The organism is Streptomyces prunicolor, from assembly GCF_045162825.1.
Lineage (GTDB): Bacteria > Actinomycetota > Actinomycetes > Streptomycetales > Streptomycetaceae > Streptomyces > Streptomyces prunicolor.
The window spans coordinates 4595199-4610474 of the sequence record NZ_CP108676.1 but is presented as its reverse complement, the minus strand read 5'-3'; the positions used below and the strand labels follow the sequence as shown (position 1 = coordinate 4610474).

Annotated in this window: 13 protein-coding genes; 6 read left to right on the top strand and 7 right to left on the bottom strand. The window is 70.2% G+C overall.

Annotation, left to right across the window (positions count from 1 at the left end; all coding sequences use genetic code 11):
* Window positions 1–167: 167 nt before the first annotated feature.
* Window positions 168–2771: a D-alanyl-D-alanine carboxypeptidase gene (locus tag OG588_RS20765; RefSeq protein WP_405948597.1), complete on the bottom strand. Its 2604-nt coding sequence runs from the start codon at window positions 2769–2771 to the stop codon at window positions 168–170.
* Between the two features lie 477 nt (window positions 2772–3248).
* On the opposite strand from OG588_RS20765, the gene OG588_RS20760 reads away from it, so the two are divergent.
* The 3 genes from OG588_RS20760 to OG588_RS20750 all read left to right on the top strand — a co-directional run bounded on the left by OG588_RS20760 (window position 3249) and on the right by OG588_RS20750 (window position 5741).
* Entirely contained in the window at window positions 3249–4001 is a 753-nt protein-coding gene (locus OG588_RS20760) for a GPP34 family phosphoprotein (protein ID WP_026150485.1), read from the top strand.
* Between the two features lie 419 nt (window positions 4002–4420).
* Complete coding sequence (locus OG588_RS20755) at window positions 4421–5278, top strand: helix-turn-helix transcriptional regulator (protein WP_266858089.1); 858 nt, start codon at window positions 4421–4423, stop codon at window positions 5276–5278.
* Window positions 5279–5531: 253 nt separating this feature from the next.
* Window positions 5532–5741: a DUF397 domain-containing protein gene (locus tag OG588_RS20750; protein ID WP_405948596.1), complete on the top strand. Its 210-nt coding sequence runs from the start codon at window positions 5532–5534 to the stop codon at window positions 5739–5741.
* 114 nt (window positions 5742–5855) lie between these two features.
* On the opposite strand, the gene OG588_RS20745 is transcribed toward OG588_RS20750, so the two are convergent.
* The 3 genes from OG588_RS20745 to OG588_RS20735 form a co-directional block, all read right to left on the bottom strand.
* On the bottom strand, window positions 5856–6746 hold the full coding sequence (locus OG588_RS20745; protein WP_405948595.1) for a MerR family transcriptional regulator: 891 nt from the start codon (window positions 6744–6746) through the stop codon (window positions 5856–5858).
* A gap of 89 nt (window positions 6747–6835) precedes the next feature.
* Window positions 6836–7339: a glutathione peroxidase gene (locus OG588_RS20740; RefSeq protein WP_405948594.1), complete on the bottom strand. Its 504-nt coding sequence runs from the start codon at window positions 7337–7339 to the stop codon at window positions 6836–6838.
* A gap of 106 nt (window positions 7340–7445) precedes the next feature.
* A complete protein-coding gene (locus OG588_RS20735; protein ID WP_405948593.1) occupies window positions 7446–8420 on the bottom strand; it encodes an ArsR/SmtB family transcription factor in 975 nt (324 codons plus the stop codon).
* A 70-nt stretch (window positions 8421–8490) separates the two neighbouring features.
* Here OG588_RS20735 and OG588_RS20730 point away from each other — a divergent pair, with 70 nt between their 5' ends.
* From OG588_RS20730 to OG588_RS20720, 3 genes are all read left to right on the top strand, one after another.
* Window positions 8491–9678: an MFS transporter gene (locus OG588_RS20730; protein ID WP_405948592.1), complete on the top strand. Its 1188-nt coding sequence runs from the start codon at window positions 8491–8493 to the stop codon at window positions 9676–9678.
* A gap of 183 nt (window positions 9679–9861) precedes the next feature.
* Window positions 9862–10983, top strand: a complete 1122-nt coding sequence (locus tag OG588_RS20725) for a GNAT family N-acetyltransferase (RefSeq protein ID WP_019057423.1) — start codon at window positions 9862–9864, stop codon at window positions 10981–10983.
* Window positions 10984–11162: 179 nt separating this feature from the next.
* The gene (locus OG588_RS20720; protein ID WP_405948591.1) at window positions 11163–12275 is read left to right on the top strand and encodes a DUF475 domain-containing protein; all 1113 of its coding nucleotides are present in this window, start codon (window positions 11163–11165) and stop codon (window positions 12273–12275) included.
* A 287-nt stretch (window positions 12276–12562) separates the two neighbouring features.
* Here the strand turns inward: OG588_RS20720 and OG588_RS20715 are convergent, their stop codons facing one another.
* The 3 genes from OG588_RS20715 to OG588_RS20705 form a co-directional block, all read right to left on the bottom strand.
* A complete protein-coding gene (locus OG588_RS20715) occupies window positions 12563–13237 on the bottom strand; it encodes a response regulator (protein WP_405948590.1) in 675 nt (224 codons plus the stop codon).
* A gap of 240 nt (window positions 13238–13477) precedes the next feature.
* Entirely contained in the window at window positions 13478–14230 is a 753-nt protein-coding gene (locus OG588_RS20710) for an ABC transporter permease (protein WP_405948589.1), read from the bottom strand.
* Window positions 14223–15140, bottom strand: a complete 918-nt coding sequence (locus OG588_RS20705) for an ABC transporter ATP-binding protein (protein ID WP_405948588.1) — start codon at window positions 15138–15140, stop codon at window positions 14223–14225. Before OG588_RS20705 ends, OG588_RS20710 begins: the two co-directional genes overlap by 8 nt.
* Between the last annotated feature and the right edge of the window lie 136 nt (window positions 15141–15276).

Sequence of the window (15276 nt, the reverse complement as noted above, 5' to 3'; positions counted from 1 at the left end):
CAGCTGCACGCACCAGACCCCGCTCACCTGTGCTCACAGGGTACCGCCGTTTCCTGCGACCTGATCCGCCGGACAGGCCCTGGCACGCACCCCGCCGACGGGCTCCCGGGTGGGGGCCCGCCGACGGGACGCGGTGACGTGCGCGGTGACGCGCAGCGCCTCGTGGGTCAGCCGAGGCGGGTCAGCTTGGACGTCAAGGCCGGTTCGGCGAGATCCTTCTGGAGAGCGACCGGCACCTTGACGGCACCGCTCGAACCGTCGCCCACGGTGAGCGTGCCCACCTGGGTGCCGGCCTTCGCGGTGTGCGGTACGGCATCGGGGGCGAAGGACAGCTTCACCTTCAGGCCCGCCCAGCCGACCGCCGCGACGTCCTTGGTGACGACGACGGGAGTGTGCCCGCCGAGCTGGTCGTCGACGTACCCGACCACGGTCCCCTTCTTGAGGATCTTCGCCGAGGTCATCGCGTCCTGCGCCGCGAGCATCGCCGTCTTGCTGACCGCGTTCACCGTGTCGATGATCGGCGCGGTGTGCTGGCCGAGGATCGCGCCGACGATGACGGCCGTCTCACCGCCGACCTCCTTGGTGGCGGCGAACAGCAGGTTGCCGCCGGCCGCGGTGGTGGTGCCGGTCTTGATGCCGAGCGAGTTGTTGTAGGGCACCAGGCGGTTGTAGTTGGTCCACTTGTGACCGGACGGGTCGACCCAGCTGGGCAGCTTGGTGATGTCCATCAGGGCCTGGATCTTGACCAGTTGGTTGCCGAGCTTCACCTGGTCCTCGGCGGAGGAGACGGTGGTCTCCTTCAGGCCCGACGCGTCGGTGTACGTCGTGTTCGTCATCCCCAGTGACTTCGCGGTGTCGTTCATCTTCTTGATGAACGCCGCCTCGGAGCCCGCGTCCCAACGGGCAAGCAGGCGCGCGATGTTGTTCGCCGACGGGATCATGATCGCCGACAGCGCCTGCTTCTCGGTGAGGACGTCACCGGCCTTCACGGTGTTGAGCGTGGACTCGCCGTCCTTGTCGTAGCCGCCCTCCTTCTCGGCGGTCGCGTCGACGGTGATCTTCTCGCCCTCCGTGCCCGCCTTCAGCGGGTGGTCCTTGAGGACGATGTACGCGGTCATCGCCTTCGCCACGGACCCGATCGCGACCGGCGTCTGCTTGCCGAAGTCGCCCATCGTGCCGATGCCGTTGACGTCCATCCAGCCCTGGCCCTCGCTCGGCCACGGGAGGTTCGCCTTGTCGCCGTCGAAGGTGTACGAGTCGGCGGCGGTGAGGGTGAGAGAGGGGGTCGGCAGCGGGCGTACGGCCTGTACTACTGCAAAGACGATCGCCAGGAGGATGACCAGCGGGGTCCAGATCTTGACCCTGCGGATCGCTGTACGGACCGGGGTCTCCGGGGGCGGCGGGGTGTTGGTCAGCTCGGCGAGGAGGTCCAGCGGGGGCTTCGGGGGGAGCGGTTGCTGGGTGGTGTGTTCCGGGCCGAGTTGGGGGACGGGGCGGGTGGTGTCCCTGCGGGGCGCGTCCCTGCGGGGCTCGTCGAGGGGCTTGAGGGCGACGAACTTGCTGGTGCGCTCGGGGGCGGACTCGGGGGTCTTCGGCGCCGTGGGGGCCGTGGGGGCCTTGAGCATGGTGGTTGGCTGGTCCACCGCGGGCTTGGGCGGGCGGGGCGCCTTGAAGACGGCGGTGGGGTGATCAACGGCCTCGGCTTCGCCTTCGGCCGCCTTCGTGTTCCCACCCGCACCGCCTGTGCGGGTCTCGTCGTCGGGTGCGGGTGGCCCCTGTGGGGCGGGCCCGTCGCCGGCGGCTTTCGGCTCGGGGTTCGGCTCGGGGTCGGCGGCTGCGGCCGGGAGTTCTGCGTCCGCGTCCGTGTCGCCTTCGGCGGCTTCCGGTTCGGTGTGAGGCTTGGCGTCGTCAGGCCGTGTGCCGGTCGCGTCGCCTTCGGCGGCCTTGGATTCGGCGCCCGCGTGGGCCTCGGCGTCGTCCGCCTCGGCTTCCCCGACCTCGGCCGCAGCAGACTTGCCCGCCTCAGGAACCGCGTCCTCAGGCGCATCGCCCGAGTCGGTGTCAGCGGCTTCCGTGCGTGCGTCCGCGACCGCGTCGGCGACCTGATCGACCTCGGTCACGTCGTCGCCGGTCTCGGTCTCGGTTTCGGTCTCGGCCTCGGCGTCAGCCGCGTCGCGCGTCTCGTCGCCGTCGACGGGCTCGACCTCGGCGGAACTGTCGCCGGAACTGTCGCCGGAGCCGGAGCCGGAGCCGGAGCCGTCAGTGGCCCCAGAGCCGCCACCACCGGCCTCAACGGCGTCCTCGGCGGTCTCCGCGTCCGTGGCGCCGGTCGAGGGCGTTTCCCTCGCGTCCTCGGCCTCCGCGCCTTCAGCGGGCTCCTCAGGGTCTCCCTCGGCGTCCTCGTCAGCGGAAGCTTCCTCTGCGACCTCAGGGCTTTCGGCGTCGGCAACCCGCTCCGAGCTGTCAGACGCATCCGACGCATCCGAGCCGTCAGACGCGTCCGCCCCGTCCGACGCAGCCGCCCTGTCCGACGCAGCCGGCTCATCGGCCTCCCCGGACTCGTCCGCCGACGCCACCCAAGCCGCCACGGCCTCACGCAACCGGGAATCGCCCCCAGCGCCCCCCTTGGCGGAAGGGTTCTGCGTGCTGGTGGGCTCGGATTCCTCGGAATCGACGGAGGTGGTGCCCTCGCCGGCCTCGGCCGATTCCTCCGCCTCCGCCTCCGCCGCACGCAACTCCCGGATCGAGAACACCTTCGTCGCCGTGTCCACGCCTCCGCTCCCGCCCCCGCCCTGGGCGGCCGTGGCCGGCGTCGTGGCCTCTCGGGCCACCGCCAGCCGGGGGTCCCGTTCACCCCGTGCCTCAGGAACCGGACTCGCGCTCCCCGGCGTCGGTTCTCCCGACGACTCGCGCTGCTTCGACCTGTCGGGGGACTCGCCCGCCACCGATGCCTCCTCCATGCGCCGCACGCGCCGCGTGCGTCAACCGAACCGACCGAGATAACCGAGTTAGCTACAAAAACAGCTGGAAAATCAGCTGGAAGTCAGCTGGAAAATCTCTTACCCGCAGTCCGGACAACGCATCAACACCGCTGTCCGAACCATGTACCAGTGTCCTGTGTGCGGGCTTAACCCCTGCGGTAGACGAGAACGACATACCTGCCGGTTCCATCACGAAGCGGTCACGCACCCTCGACAGACCAATGTGAGAGGGGTCACCCTGTCATTCATCCACGCGGGGAGGCATGGATGGGCAGGAGCCGCAGAACTCTTCCGGAAGAGCTTCTGTTGCTGGCATTGGACCCGGCCACGGGTACCACTGCACAGCCGCAGTCGCTCGACCTCGGTCTGGCCGGAGCACAGCTAGTGGAGCTGGCGCTGGCCGGACGGATAGCCCCAGACGGGGATCGTATCGCCGTGGTCGTGCCACGGCCGACCGGAGATCCAACTTTGGACTGCGCGTTGGAGTTGCTGCGAAGGCGTGGCGCTCCCGTACGTGCGGTGAACTGGATTGGCGGGCCCCGACTGGGACTTCGCCAGACCTACCTCTCGCATCTGGAGCGGTGCGGCATGGTGCATGCCGTGGCGGGACAGATGTGCGGGGTGCTGCCGACGACTCGCTACCAAGCGACGGACAACGAGATCAGCCGCGAGATCAGGGGCCGACTCGATTCCGCGATCCGCACCGGCGTACCGCCGGATCCGCGGACAGCCGCGCTCGCCGCACTGGCGCACGCGGTCGGTCTCGGCAAACACCTGTATCCGGGTAATGAGGGACGCTCGTCCCGCTCCCGGCTGCGGGACCTGATCAGGCACGACCCCATGGGCGGACTCGTGGCGCACGCCGTGATGGACGTCCAGAACGGAGTGGCCGCACAGCCACGCCGTAGCCCGGCCCCGGCCGGCCGTCAGGCCGCGCCCGGATCAAGGCCACCGGAACCGGCTCGTGGTGTTCCGATGCAACCGCACCGCGGCACCATGGCGCGCGCCGTGGCTCACTGAGCCGCAGTCCCACGGGACGCGCCAACACCGCGGAGCAGTTCGCACGACCGGCACCACCGCACGACCGTCGTACGACCGGCACCAAGGCGCCAACGCACCACCGCACGACCGCAGTACACGCACGCCGCACCGCCAGTCCCCAAGACCCGGTTCGGGAGCCGCTGGTCCGAGCGGGGTGGAGTAGACGTAACGTCACTCCACCCCGCTCGGCCGCATCTACGGCCGCCTTCGGCAACCCGAACCTGGCTCGTACCTGCCGCATATCCACCGTTTCCCAGCGGTAGAAACCATCTTGGTGGCAGTCTGCTCAACAGCAGATACGCAAAGTGGCAAGCAGTGAGCAGCAAGTAGCGGCAAGTAGCAGTGAGCAGCAACAAGCACTGCCAAGTAGAGGCATGCAGCCGGAGGTGCACGTTCCCGTGGCGTCAAGTGTCAATCCCACCGTCAGGCGACGCCGGTTGGGCCAGGAGCTGCGTCGGCTCCGCGAGCTCAAGGGCATGACGGCCGAAGAGGTCGCCGAGCGGTTGCTGGTGTCGCAGTCGAAGATCAGCCGGTTGGAGAACGGGCGGCGCAGCATCAGCCAGCGCGACGTCCGCGACCTGTGCGGGGTCTACGAGGTCGAGGACGTCCGCATCGTCGACTCGCTCATGCAGATGGCCAAGGACTCACGCCAGCAAGGCTGGTGGCACTCCTTCGGCGACATCCCGTACAGCGTCTACATCGGTCTGGAGACGGACGCGGCGAGCCTGCGGGCCTACGAGCCGCAGATCATCCCCGGCCTGTTGCAGACCCGGCCCTACGCCGAGGCGCTGATCCGGGGCGCGTTGCCCGAGACCTCGCCGACCGACATCCAGAAGCGCGTCGACGTACGGCTGCGCCGGCAGGAGCGGGTCTCCGCCGAGGAGTCCCCGCTGCGGCTGTGGACGGTGCTGGACGAGGCGGCCCTGCGCCGGGTCGTCGGGGGCCGCCAGGTCATGCGCGAGCAGCTGGAGAACCTCGCCGAGATGTCCCAACTCCCGCACGTCACCGTGCAGGTGCTGCCGTACGAGGTGGGCGCGCACCCGGGTCTCAACGGCCAGTACGCGATCCTGGAGTTCCCCGACGCGGCGGACTCCAGCGTCGTCTACATCGAGGGCGTCACCAGCGACCTGTACCTGGAGAAGGCGGCCGATGTGCAGAAGTACAGCGTCATGTACGAGCACCTGCGCGCGCAGGCCCTGAACGTGGACCAGTCCCATCAGTTCATCGCGGACATCGCGAAGGAATACGCGCGCTGAACGTGCGCTGAGGGGCCCCAGCGGCGGAAGGTGCCGCACCTTACACCTTCCGCCGATCGGGATGGAAGACACCAGGGGTATATGCCACCCGGTCGAGTGAATGGCCGCTTCGCGCGCCGATGTTGGCGAGTAGCGTCGATCACGCCATCGAGCAACAGGCTTTGGCGCAAACCGTGTTGTACGTCCGGAACGCTCGTGGCCGGACGTGAGGCGCGGTGACAGCAACTCATCAACTGGCATAACCGGAGCAAAAATGGCAATTCAGCAAGGCGCCACGGACAACTGGATCAAGTCCTCGTACTCGGCCGGAAACGGCGCCTGTGTCGAGGTCAAGTCCCCAGCTCTCGCGGCGTTGGCCGTACGGGACTCCAAGACCCCTGACGGCCCCACGCTCGCGTTTCCCGCCGGCTCGTGGAACGCCTTCGTGGCTGAGGTCGGCCGGGGGGCTGCCGACCTCGCGTGACGGATGAGCACTCACAATTTCATAGGCACCACCGAAAGAGCCCTCTCGACTGGCCCGCCGTCCCGGCCGAGGGGGCTCGGCCATGTCCACGCGGCCACCGGGCCCGTTCCACGACTACCGGGACTGGGCCTCTTCCACCGGGAACGCCACGTCGCACACCGGATCCCCGGCGCCCGCCGCGTCCCAGTCAGCGAAGTACACCTCGCGGCACGGCCCGGCGTACCGCAGCCCCTCCGCGGCCACCCACCGCTCCACCGCCTCGAACGCGGCCACGATCTGCGGATGGGCCACCTGCGCCTTGGTGATCCGGGTGTACGCCAGCGTTCGGGCCGGCTCCACCCGCACCGCTGTCTGCCGGGCCCGCCCCTGCCGCGCGACCCACGCCCGCGCCGCCGCCTCGTCGGCGACCGGCACGCAGGACTCGGCCGGACCGTCGCTCTCCATCGACACCTCGGCGTGGTAGACGACGAACGGCGTGCCGCTCACGCCCCCACACTCCCTCGCCGCCGCCTCAAGTCGCCCCAGGGAGGCGCCGATCCAGGCCGGCAACTCGTCCGCGAGGGTGTGCCGGGTCTCGGTGATCAACACCTGTTCCGGTACCTCGACCGTCTCGACCACGAACTTTCCGTGCATCTCGGAGCTCCTCCCCGAAAGGCGTGCACGGAGGTACTCGGCGAGCGTGCGCTGCCCGGCGATCCGGGTCTCGACGTCCGTCCAGTACACGGCGAGGAGTTCCGCCGCGTCGGTCCCGTCGGCCTCGACCACCTCGGCGACGCGCGCCAGCGGCATGTCCAACTGCCGTAGCAGCGCCACGAGTCGGGCCCGCTCGACCTGGTCGGCGCGGTAGTAGCGGTAACCGCTGACCTCGTCGACATGAGCCGGGGACAGCAGCCCGAGCCGGTCGTACAGCCGCAGCGCCTTGGCCGAAAGCCGCGCCCGCGCCGCGAACGCGCCGATGGTCAGCAGTTCGTCGTCCGCAGAGTCCACAGCGTCCACCTCAGCCATCCTCCGTCACCGGGCGGTATCTGTCCGCCCGGCGACAAGGACGCTCAGCCCTGCCCCAGGGGCAAGGTCAACACCTGCCTGCGACAGTCCTAGGCGACGGCCGTCTCCACCGCCGCCACGACCTCCGCCGACTCCGGCTCGGTCTGCGGGGAGAAGCGGGCGACGACCTTGCCGTCGCGGCCGATCAGGAACTTCTCGAAGTTCCAGCGGATGTCACCGGTGTGGCCCTCGCCGTCCGCGAAGCCGACGAGCTGCTCGTACAGCTCGTGCCGGCCGTCCCCGTTGACCTCGACCTTCTCGGTCAGCGGGAAGGTCACGCCGTACGTCGCCGAGCAGAACTCGGCGATCTCCTCGGCGCTGCCGGGCTCCTGCCCGAGGAACTGGTTGCAGGGCACGCCCAGCACGGTGAAGCCCTGCGCCGCGTACCGCTCCTGGAGCCGCTCAAGGCCCGTGTACTGGGGGGTCAGTCCGCACTTGGAGGCCACGTTCACCACGAGGACGGCCTTGCCCGCGTACTGCGAGAGGTCCGCCGAGCCGCCCTTGAGCGACCCGATCTCGACACCGAGGGGACCCGTGTTCTCTGTAGTCGTCATAACCGGATGCTAACTCCGGTAAATGTCGTTCTCCCCACGGGGCCATGAGCCTCTGTATTCACGGGCCCGCACACCCCTGTGCTTACAGGCCCACCCACCCCTGTACTCACAGCCCCGCCGCCTTCACCACGACCTCCCCCGCCGCCGTCCGCGAATACAGTACCGACCGCCCCGCCCGCCGCCGCTCCACGAGCCCCGCGTCCAGCAGCACCCGCAGATGCCGCCCCACCGAGCCCAGCGCCTGCCCGGTCACGGCGGTCAGCTGGCTGGTGCTCATCGGCGCGGAGAGCAGCACCAGCACCCCGGCCCTGGCCGTCCCCAGCAGCGCGCCGAGGGCCGCCGGCACCGGCCGCCCGCGATGGTCGGCGAGCGCCCCCGCGCACGGGTAGACGATGGCGTACCGGTCGGGCTCCTCCCACGACACCCACCCGCCGCTCGCCCCGTTCGACGTCACCGGCACGAAGACCAGCTCCGCGCCGGAGATCTCGCGCGGCGGATACTCGTGCAGATTGACCTGGAGCCGGTTCTCCCCGAGCCACCGCGTCCGCCCCGGCCGCAGCGCGTCCAGCACGGTCGCCCAGCCGCCCTGGCTCACCTGCGCGGTCCGCGCGACCACATCGGCCTCCAGGACGCGTCGGCGCCGCTCCCAGGACGGCCGTACGGTCTCCTCCCACACGTACTCCAGGAGCTGGGCCGCCCGCTCGGGCAGGTCGTCGCGCTCCAGGGCGGCGGGGAGCGGGCCGCGGAGGGAGATCGTGAGGTTCGCGCGCGCGGTGGCGGGAGGTGCCGCCCGCACCCGTGCGACGGCCGCCTCGAAGGGCTCCCGGTCCCTCGGTGCGGGCGCGAGAAAGTCGGCGGTCCAGTCCCGTCCGAGGCCCGCCCGCACCAGCAGCCCGGTGACCGGATCGGCCGCCAACAGCCGCCGGTAGCCCGGCAGATGGTCCCGCAGCCACAGCTGCTCGCCGGGGTGCGCGGCCATACCTGTGTGCAGCAGTCTCAGCGAGGCGAAGGTCTCGGTGAACGACGACAGCACGAACCGGCTCCGCGCGAGGGTGTCGGCGTTGATCTGCCACCATCCCATCCGCACCCCCGGCGTTTCGTCTCCACGCGAAAGAATACGACCCCCGCGCGTGCTCTCGCAGACTCCGCCCATGCGCAGCTACCGCGAGCTCTTCCGTGTCCCCGAGTACACGCCGTTCTTTTTCTCCTACGCCGTCCAGAACGCGGCCCAGACGATCAGCGGGCTGGCGCTCGCCACGCTGGTCTACCGGGCGACGAACTCGCCGCTGCTCTCGGCGGTGAGCATGTTCGGGCCGCAGCTCGCCCAGCTGCTCGGCGCGACCCTCTTCCTCTCCGGCTCCGACAAGCTGCCCCCGCGCGCCGCCCTGGCCGGCATCAACTCCGCCTTCGCCGCCTGTACGGCACTGCTGGCGCTGCCCGGCCTGCCGATCGGGGCGGCCTTCGGTGTCGTGTTCGTGCAGGGCCTGATCGCTTCGCTGGGCGGCGGAGTGAGCGGGGGCCTGCTGAACGAGATCCTGCCCAAGAACGGCTTCCTGCTGGGGCGTTCGGTCTTCAACATGGCCACCGGCCTGATGCAGGTCACCGGTTTCGCGACGGGCGGCGCCCTGCTGACCCTCCTCTCCCCGCGCGCCTGTCTGCTCCTCGCCGGGGCCCTCTACGCCACCACGGCCCTCGTCGTCCGCCTCGGCCTGACCGCCCGCCCGCCCCGCTCCACCGGCCGCCCCTCGGTCTCGGCGACCTGGCGCACGAACGCCCTCCTGTGGTCCTCCCGCCCCCGCCGCCTCACCTTCCTTGGCCTGTGGGTCCCCAACGGCCTGGTGGTCGGCTGTGAATCCCTCTACGTCCCCTACGACTCCGGGTCCGCGGGCACGCTGTTCGCGAGCGCGGCGCTGGGCATGTTCGTCGGCGACCTGACCCTCGGCCGCTTCGTACCGCCCGCTCTGCGCACCCGCCTCGACATCCCGCTGCGCCTGCTGCTGGCCGCGCCGTACCTGTTCTTCGCGCTGCGGCCGGGCATGCCGTGGGCGGCGATCGCCGTGTGCGTCGGCTCCGTCGGCTACGGTGCGAGCCTCGTCCTTCAGGAGCGCCTGATGGAGCTCACCCCCGACGAACTCGCGGGCCACAGCCTCGGGTTGCGCTCCGCGGGCCTGCTCGCCATGCAGGGCGTCGGCGCGGCCCTCGCGGGCACGGCGGCCCAACTGACCTCTCCTGGAACGGCGATGACCCTGATGGCGACCGCATCGGTCGCGGTGACACTGGTGTTGGCGGCACACGCTCGGCAGGACCGGCCGGTGACCGCCGCAGCCGGCGTGTCCTGATCGACACCGGCTGGGCGATCCGTACTTTTCCGTGACCACAGGCATCCTTGACAGCGTCCGTACTGTTTCGCGACGTTTGAGCCCTGCCGAACTGTTCGTGTCTCGTCGTACCTTGGGATACGTAGGCAGGACGCGGACGACGCGTCGTGGGGGAAAGTGGGGGGACGGTCGCCCATGCGATCCATGCGATCCGCCGGTAAGGCGGACATCACGATCCACAGACCGGAGGAGCTCACCACCACGCTCCGCCAGGCCTGGCACAAGGCGATGGACGAGTCGCCGGACTATGCGAACCCTTTCCTGGCACCGGAGTTTGCGGACGGTGTCGGCCGCCACCGCGGCGGTGCGCAGGTGGCGGTTCTGCACGAGGGCGGGGAGCCGGTCGGCTTCTTCCCGTACGAGCGCAACCCTGTCGGCGTCGGCCGGGCCATCGGCCTCGGCCTCTCCGACTGCCAGGCACTGGTGCACCGGCCCGGTGTCACCTGGGACGTCCAGCAACTCCTGCGGGCCTGCGGCCTGTCGGTCTTCGAGTTCGACCATCTCGTCGAGGAACAACAGCCGTTCGGCCGCCATGTCACCGGCACCTTCGCGTCCCCGGTGATCGACCTGAAGGACGGCGACGGCGAGGTCCCCTACCCCGAGTGGCTGCGCGGCGCGTACCCGGGCATCGCCAAGACGACCCTGAAGAAGGAACGCCGCCTCGGCCGCGACCTGGGTGAGATGCGCTTCGTCTACGACGAACGCGACCCCAAAGTCCTGCACACGCTGATGCGTTGGAAGTCGGCGCAGTACCGCAGGACCGGCCGCATGGACCGTTTCGCGCGCCCGTGGATCGTGGACCTGGTGGACCACCTGTTCCACGTCCGCGAGGAACACTTCACCGGCATTCTGTCGGTCCTCTACGCCGGGGACCGTCCCGTGGCGGCCCACTTCGGCCCGACGTCCCGCACCCTGTTCGCCGCGTGGTTCACGGCGTACGACCCCGAACTCCGGTACTACTCACCGGGGTTGATCATGCACCTCAGGATGGCCGAGGAGGCGGGCCGGCACGGCGTACGGCTCATGGACCTGGGGCGCGGCGACAAGGAGTGGAAGGACTGGCTCAAGACGCGCGAACTGCGCGTCGCCGAGGGCTTCGCCACCCGCCCCCACCCGGTCGCGGCGGCCCACCGCCTCTGGCGCCGCCCGGTCCGCGGCCTGCGCAACACGGTCCTGGCCCACCAGTCCCTGCGCGACCCGGCGGACCGCCTCCTCAAAACGGTGGGCACGCTGCGTACGACGGGCAAGGTGCCGCCGAAGAAGTGACGGCGCGGCGACGTGTCGGCTCGGGGCCCCGGACCGGAAGGTCGGGGGCCCTTTTCGCGCCCCGCGAGCCTGCCCCCGTCACCTGTACGACAGGCGGTCGTGGTAGACAACGCCGATGATGGTCAGGGCTGTTGTGCCCGGCCCGCGGGCGACCGCGCGACAACAGGAAGGGGCAACCCGTGCTCCTGAAGACCTTCCGCTGGTCGTTCGCGGTCACCGCGCTCGGCCTGGCCCTGGGAGTCTGGTACGGCGGTTGGACGGCGTTCGGCGTCATCGCGATCCTGGCGGTCCTGGAGATCTCGCTGTCGTTCGACAACGCGGTGGTCAACGCCGGGATCCTGAAGAAGATGTCGGCCTTCTGGCAGAAGATCTTCCTCACGATCGGCGTCCTGATCGCGGTCTTCGGGATGCGCCTCGCCTTCCCGGTGGTGATCGTCGCGGTCACGGCGAAGAAGAACCCGTTCGACGCGGTGGACCTGGCCCTGACCGACAAGGACCGCTACCAACAGCTGGTCACCGACGCTCACCCGGCGATCGCGGCCTTCGGCGGCATGTTCCTGCTGATGATCTTCCTGGACTTCATCTTCGAGGACCGCGACATCAAGTGGCTGGCTTGGCTGGAACGCCCCCTGGCCAAGCTCGGCAAGGTCGACATGCTGTCGGTCTGCATCGCCCTGATCGTCCTCCTGATCACCTCGTTCACCTTCGCGGCCCACGCCCACCAACACGGCGGCGCCCACGCGGACAAGGCCCAGACGGTCCTGATCTCCGGCATCGCCGGCCTGATCACGTACATGATCGTCGGCGGCCTCTCGGGCTTCTTCGAGGACCGGTTGGAGGCGGAGGAGGAACGGGAGCGGGAGAGCGAGCGCTCGGCGGTGGTACTGGCAGGCCAGGCCGCGTTCTTCATGTTCCTGTACCTCGAAGTCCTCGACGCCTCCTTCTCCTTCGACGGCGTGATCGGCGCGTTCGCCATCACCAACGACATCGTGCTGATGGCCCTGGGGCTGGGCATCGGAGCGATGTACGTCCGTTCCCTGACGGTGTACCTGGTCCGCCAGGGCACCCTGGACGACTACGTCTACCTGGAGCACGGCGCCCACTACGCGATCGGCGCCCTGGCGGTGATCCTCATGGTCACCATCCAGTACCAGATCAACGAGGTCATCACGGGGCTGGTGGGCGTGGTGCTGATCGGCTGGTCGTTCTGGTCGTCGGTGCGGCGGAACCGGGCGTTGGCGGAGACGGAGGGGACGGCTGCTGAGCCCGTGGACACGGCGAAGGTTCCGTAGCCGGAACGGTCGGTCTCGTCCCGGTCGGCGTCGGCCAGTTCGTCCCCGGTGATCCAGGTGGTGCTGTGGACGTGGTCGGGCCCGCCGTACCCGGCGAAGGCGGCGCGCACCTCGCCGGACGCGTCCACCGGCAGCCCCCGCCCTCGGCCGGCGGCCGGAACCCGTAGGAGTTGCGCACCCCGAAGAGACAGGCGAGCGCGTCGTACGCGTTGCCGGTGGATTGTGGTGGGCGGGGGCGGGAGTTGTCCTGCGGGTTTACGGCGTGCTCCGTGCCCCGCTCGCCGCCCTCACGTAGGCATCCCCCGCTCCGCCAACCCGCTCTCGTACGCGATGATGACCAGCTGTGCGCGGTTCCGGGCGGGCAGTTTGGCCAGAAGGCTGCCGATGTGGGTTTTCACGGTCGGCATGCTGATGGTGAGGTGTTCGGAGATCTCGGCGTTGGACAGGCCGTTGGCGATCAGGACGAGGACTTCGTGTTCGCGTTTGGTGAGGCCGACGAGGCGGGGTGCGGGTCGCGGGGTCTCGCCGCGGCGGGAGAAGTTGGCGATGACGCGGCGGGTGACCGTCGGGGCCAGTACGCCCTCGCCCGTGGCGATGACCCGGATGCCGTCGACCAGGTCGGACGGTGAGGCGTCCTTCAGCATGAAGCCGCCGGCGCCCGCCTGGAGGGCCGGGTAGACGTACTCGTCCATGTCGAACATGGTCAGGGCCAGCACCCGGACACCGGTCAGCGTCTCGTCGGAGCAGATCTCCCGGGTGGCCGCGATGCCGTCGAGGACCGGCATCCGGAGGTCCATCAGGACGACGTCCGGGGCGAGTTCGCGGGCGAGCCGGACCGCCTCGGCGCCGTCGCCCGCCTCACCGACGACCTCCATGCCGGGGGTGGAGTCGACGAGGACCCGGAAGCTCCCGCGCAGCAGTGCCTGGTCGTCCGCGATCAGCACCCGGATCGCCTCGGCCATGCGTGTTCTCCGGTTCCTCGTCCGCTCGTGGAACTTGGTGGTGTGGGGCATGTTAGCCCGGCCTCTTCGTCAACTCGCCCGACCAGCAAGGCACTTCACGCCACGTCCAGCGGCAGCTCCGCCGTGCCGTCGGCCACCGCGCCGAGCGTCGTGCCGCACGACCGGGTGGAGGCGGGCTGTCCCAAGGGCTACGGGGCGGGCTGTCCCAGGGCATGGGGCAGATGTCCCCTGCCGGTCCTGTCAGCTGTCCCACCGGCGCTGGCGCAGCCAGCCCCAGCCGAGGGCGGCGAGCGTCCAGGCGAGCAGCACCGTGAAGCCGAAGGCCGTGTGCGGGGAGCGGACGGTGAGCAGCTCGTTTCCCGCCTGGTCGGGGAAGTACCGGGCCATCTCCTTGGTCGCGCCGATGAGGGACAGGATGTGCGTTCCGGCGAGCACCATCGGCAGCAGCACGGCCAGCGGTACGACGGCGTTGCGGGCGATCGCCGCGATACCGGCCGCGAACAGGCACATCAGGGTCAGATGGACGACCGCGCCGACCAGGGCGCGAGGGACACCGCTCGCACCGAGCGAGGAACCGTGGGACCCGAGGGCCGCCTGCGTGACCAGGTAGCCGACAACGGTGACCGGGAGGGAGACGGCCATCGCCGCGCCGGCGGTGACGATCGTCTTCGCCAGGTAGAGCCGCCCGCGCCGGGGTACGGCGAGCAGCGAGACCCGGATCATGCCGGAGGTGTACTCGCTGGTGACGACGAGCACACCGAACACGATCAGCGCCAACTGGCCGTAGAGGACGCCGTCGAGACCGGCCTGCTCCGGGGTGAAGTCGGAACGCAGGCTCGGGTTGTCGGACTCCAGCGCGTTCTTCGCGGACCAGCCGTCGAGGGCGGCGATGAGCACGCTGACCGCGGCGAACAGCAGCAGCGCGAGCTGGGTGCCGCGGATGCCGCGCAGCTTGGTGGTCTCGGCGCGGACGGCCGCGAGCGTCTCATGCATGGGTGTTCCCGCCCTTCGTGCCGAGGGTGCCGGCTGCGATGACGTCGAGGAAGGTCTCCTCCAACGACCCGGCGTGGGTGCCGAGTTCGTCCAGCGGGAAGCCGCCTGCCGCGGCGATCCGGCTGACGTCCGCGGCCGCCAGGCCCACAACGTCCAGGCCACCGCCGGGAATTCGGGTCACGGTGGCCCCGGCGCCCGTCAACTCCCGCGCCAGCCGGTCGGGTTCGGGGGTGCGGACCCGGACGTACGATCGCCCGTGGCGCTCGATGAAGTCCGACATCTCGGTGTCCGCGAGGAGCCGGCCCCCGCTGATGACGACCAGGTGATCGGCGACCAGGGCCATCTCGCTCATCAGATGGCTGGAGATGAGGACGGTACGGCCCTCGGCGGCCATCGAGCGCAGCAGGTCGCGCAGCCGGCGGATGCCCTCGGTGTCCAGGCCGTTGACCGGTTCGTCGAGTACCAGCACGGGCGGGTCGCCGAGGAGCGCGGCGGCCAGGCCCAGCCGCCGGCCCATGCCGAGGGAGAAGGTGCCGGTCCGGCGCCGGGCCGCGTCCGCGAGCCCGACCGCCTCCAGGACCTCGGCGACCCGGCCGGGGGCGATCCGGTTGCTCTGGGCGAGCCAGCGCAGATGGTCGCGCGCGGTCAGGCCGCGATGCGGGGCCGAGGTCTCCAGCAGGGCGCCGACGTGCCGGAGGGGGTAGGTCAGTTCGCCGTAGGCCTGCCCGTCGATCCGGGCGGTTCCGGTGTCGGGGCGGGTCAGGCCCAGCAGCATCCGCAGGGTGGTCGACTTCCCGGCGCCGTTGGGGCCGAGGAAGCCGGTGACGGCTCCGGGCCGCACCGTGAAGGTCAGGCCGTCCACCACGGTGGCCGGCCCGTACCGCTTGGTCAGGTTCTGGACGTCGATCACCCGACGAGTCTGGCCGCGGGGGCCGCACCGCACATCGGACCGGGGTCGGGACGCCACGGACCGGTTCGGCGGCCCGGACCCATACCGAGGTATGAGTCCGTTTCGGCCAGCCATATGCGATGGGCGGGACGTATGG

Excerpts from the sequence above, each read along its gene's own strand:
- OG588_RS20710 (WP_405948589.1), bottom strand. The coding sequence starts at position 14,230 with ATGCATGAGACGCTCGCGGCCGTCCGCGCCGAGACCACCAAGCTGCGC.
- OG588_RS20750 (WP_405948596.1), top strand. The coding sequence starts at position 5,532 with ATGGCAATTCAGCAAGGCGCCACGGACAACTGGATCAAGTCCTCGTAC.
- OG588_RS20725 (WP_019057423.1), top strand. The coding sequence starts at position 9,862 with ATGCGATCCGCCGGTAAGGCGGACATCACGATCCACAGACCGGAGGAG.
- OG588_RS20730 (WP_405948592.1), top strand. The coding sequence starts at position 8,491 with ATGCGCAGCTACCGCGAGCTCTTCCGTGTCCCCGAGTACACGCCGTTC.
- OG588_RS20715 (WP_405948590.1), bottom strand. The coding sequence starts at position 13,237 with ATGGCCGAGGCGATCCGGGTGCTGATCGCGGACGACCAGGCACTGCTG.
- OG588_RS20760 (WP_026150485.1), top strand. The coding sequence starts at position 3,249 with ATGGGCAGGAGCCGCAGAACTCTTCCGGAAGAGCTTCTGTTGCTGGCA.
- OG588_RS20735 (WP_405948593.1), bottom strand. The coding sequence starts at position 8,420 with ATGGGATGGTGGCAGATCAACGCCGACACCCTCGCGCGGAGCCGGTTC.
- OG588_RS20740 (WP_405948594.1), bottom strand. The coding sequence starts at position 7,339 with ATGACGACTACAGAGAACACGGGTCCCCTCGGTGTCGAGATCGGGTCG.
- OG588_RS20745 (WP_405948595.1), bottom strand. The coding sequence starts at position 6,746 with ATGGCTGAGGTGGACGCTGTGGACTCTGCGGACGACGAACTGCTGACC.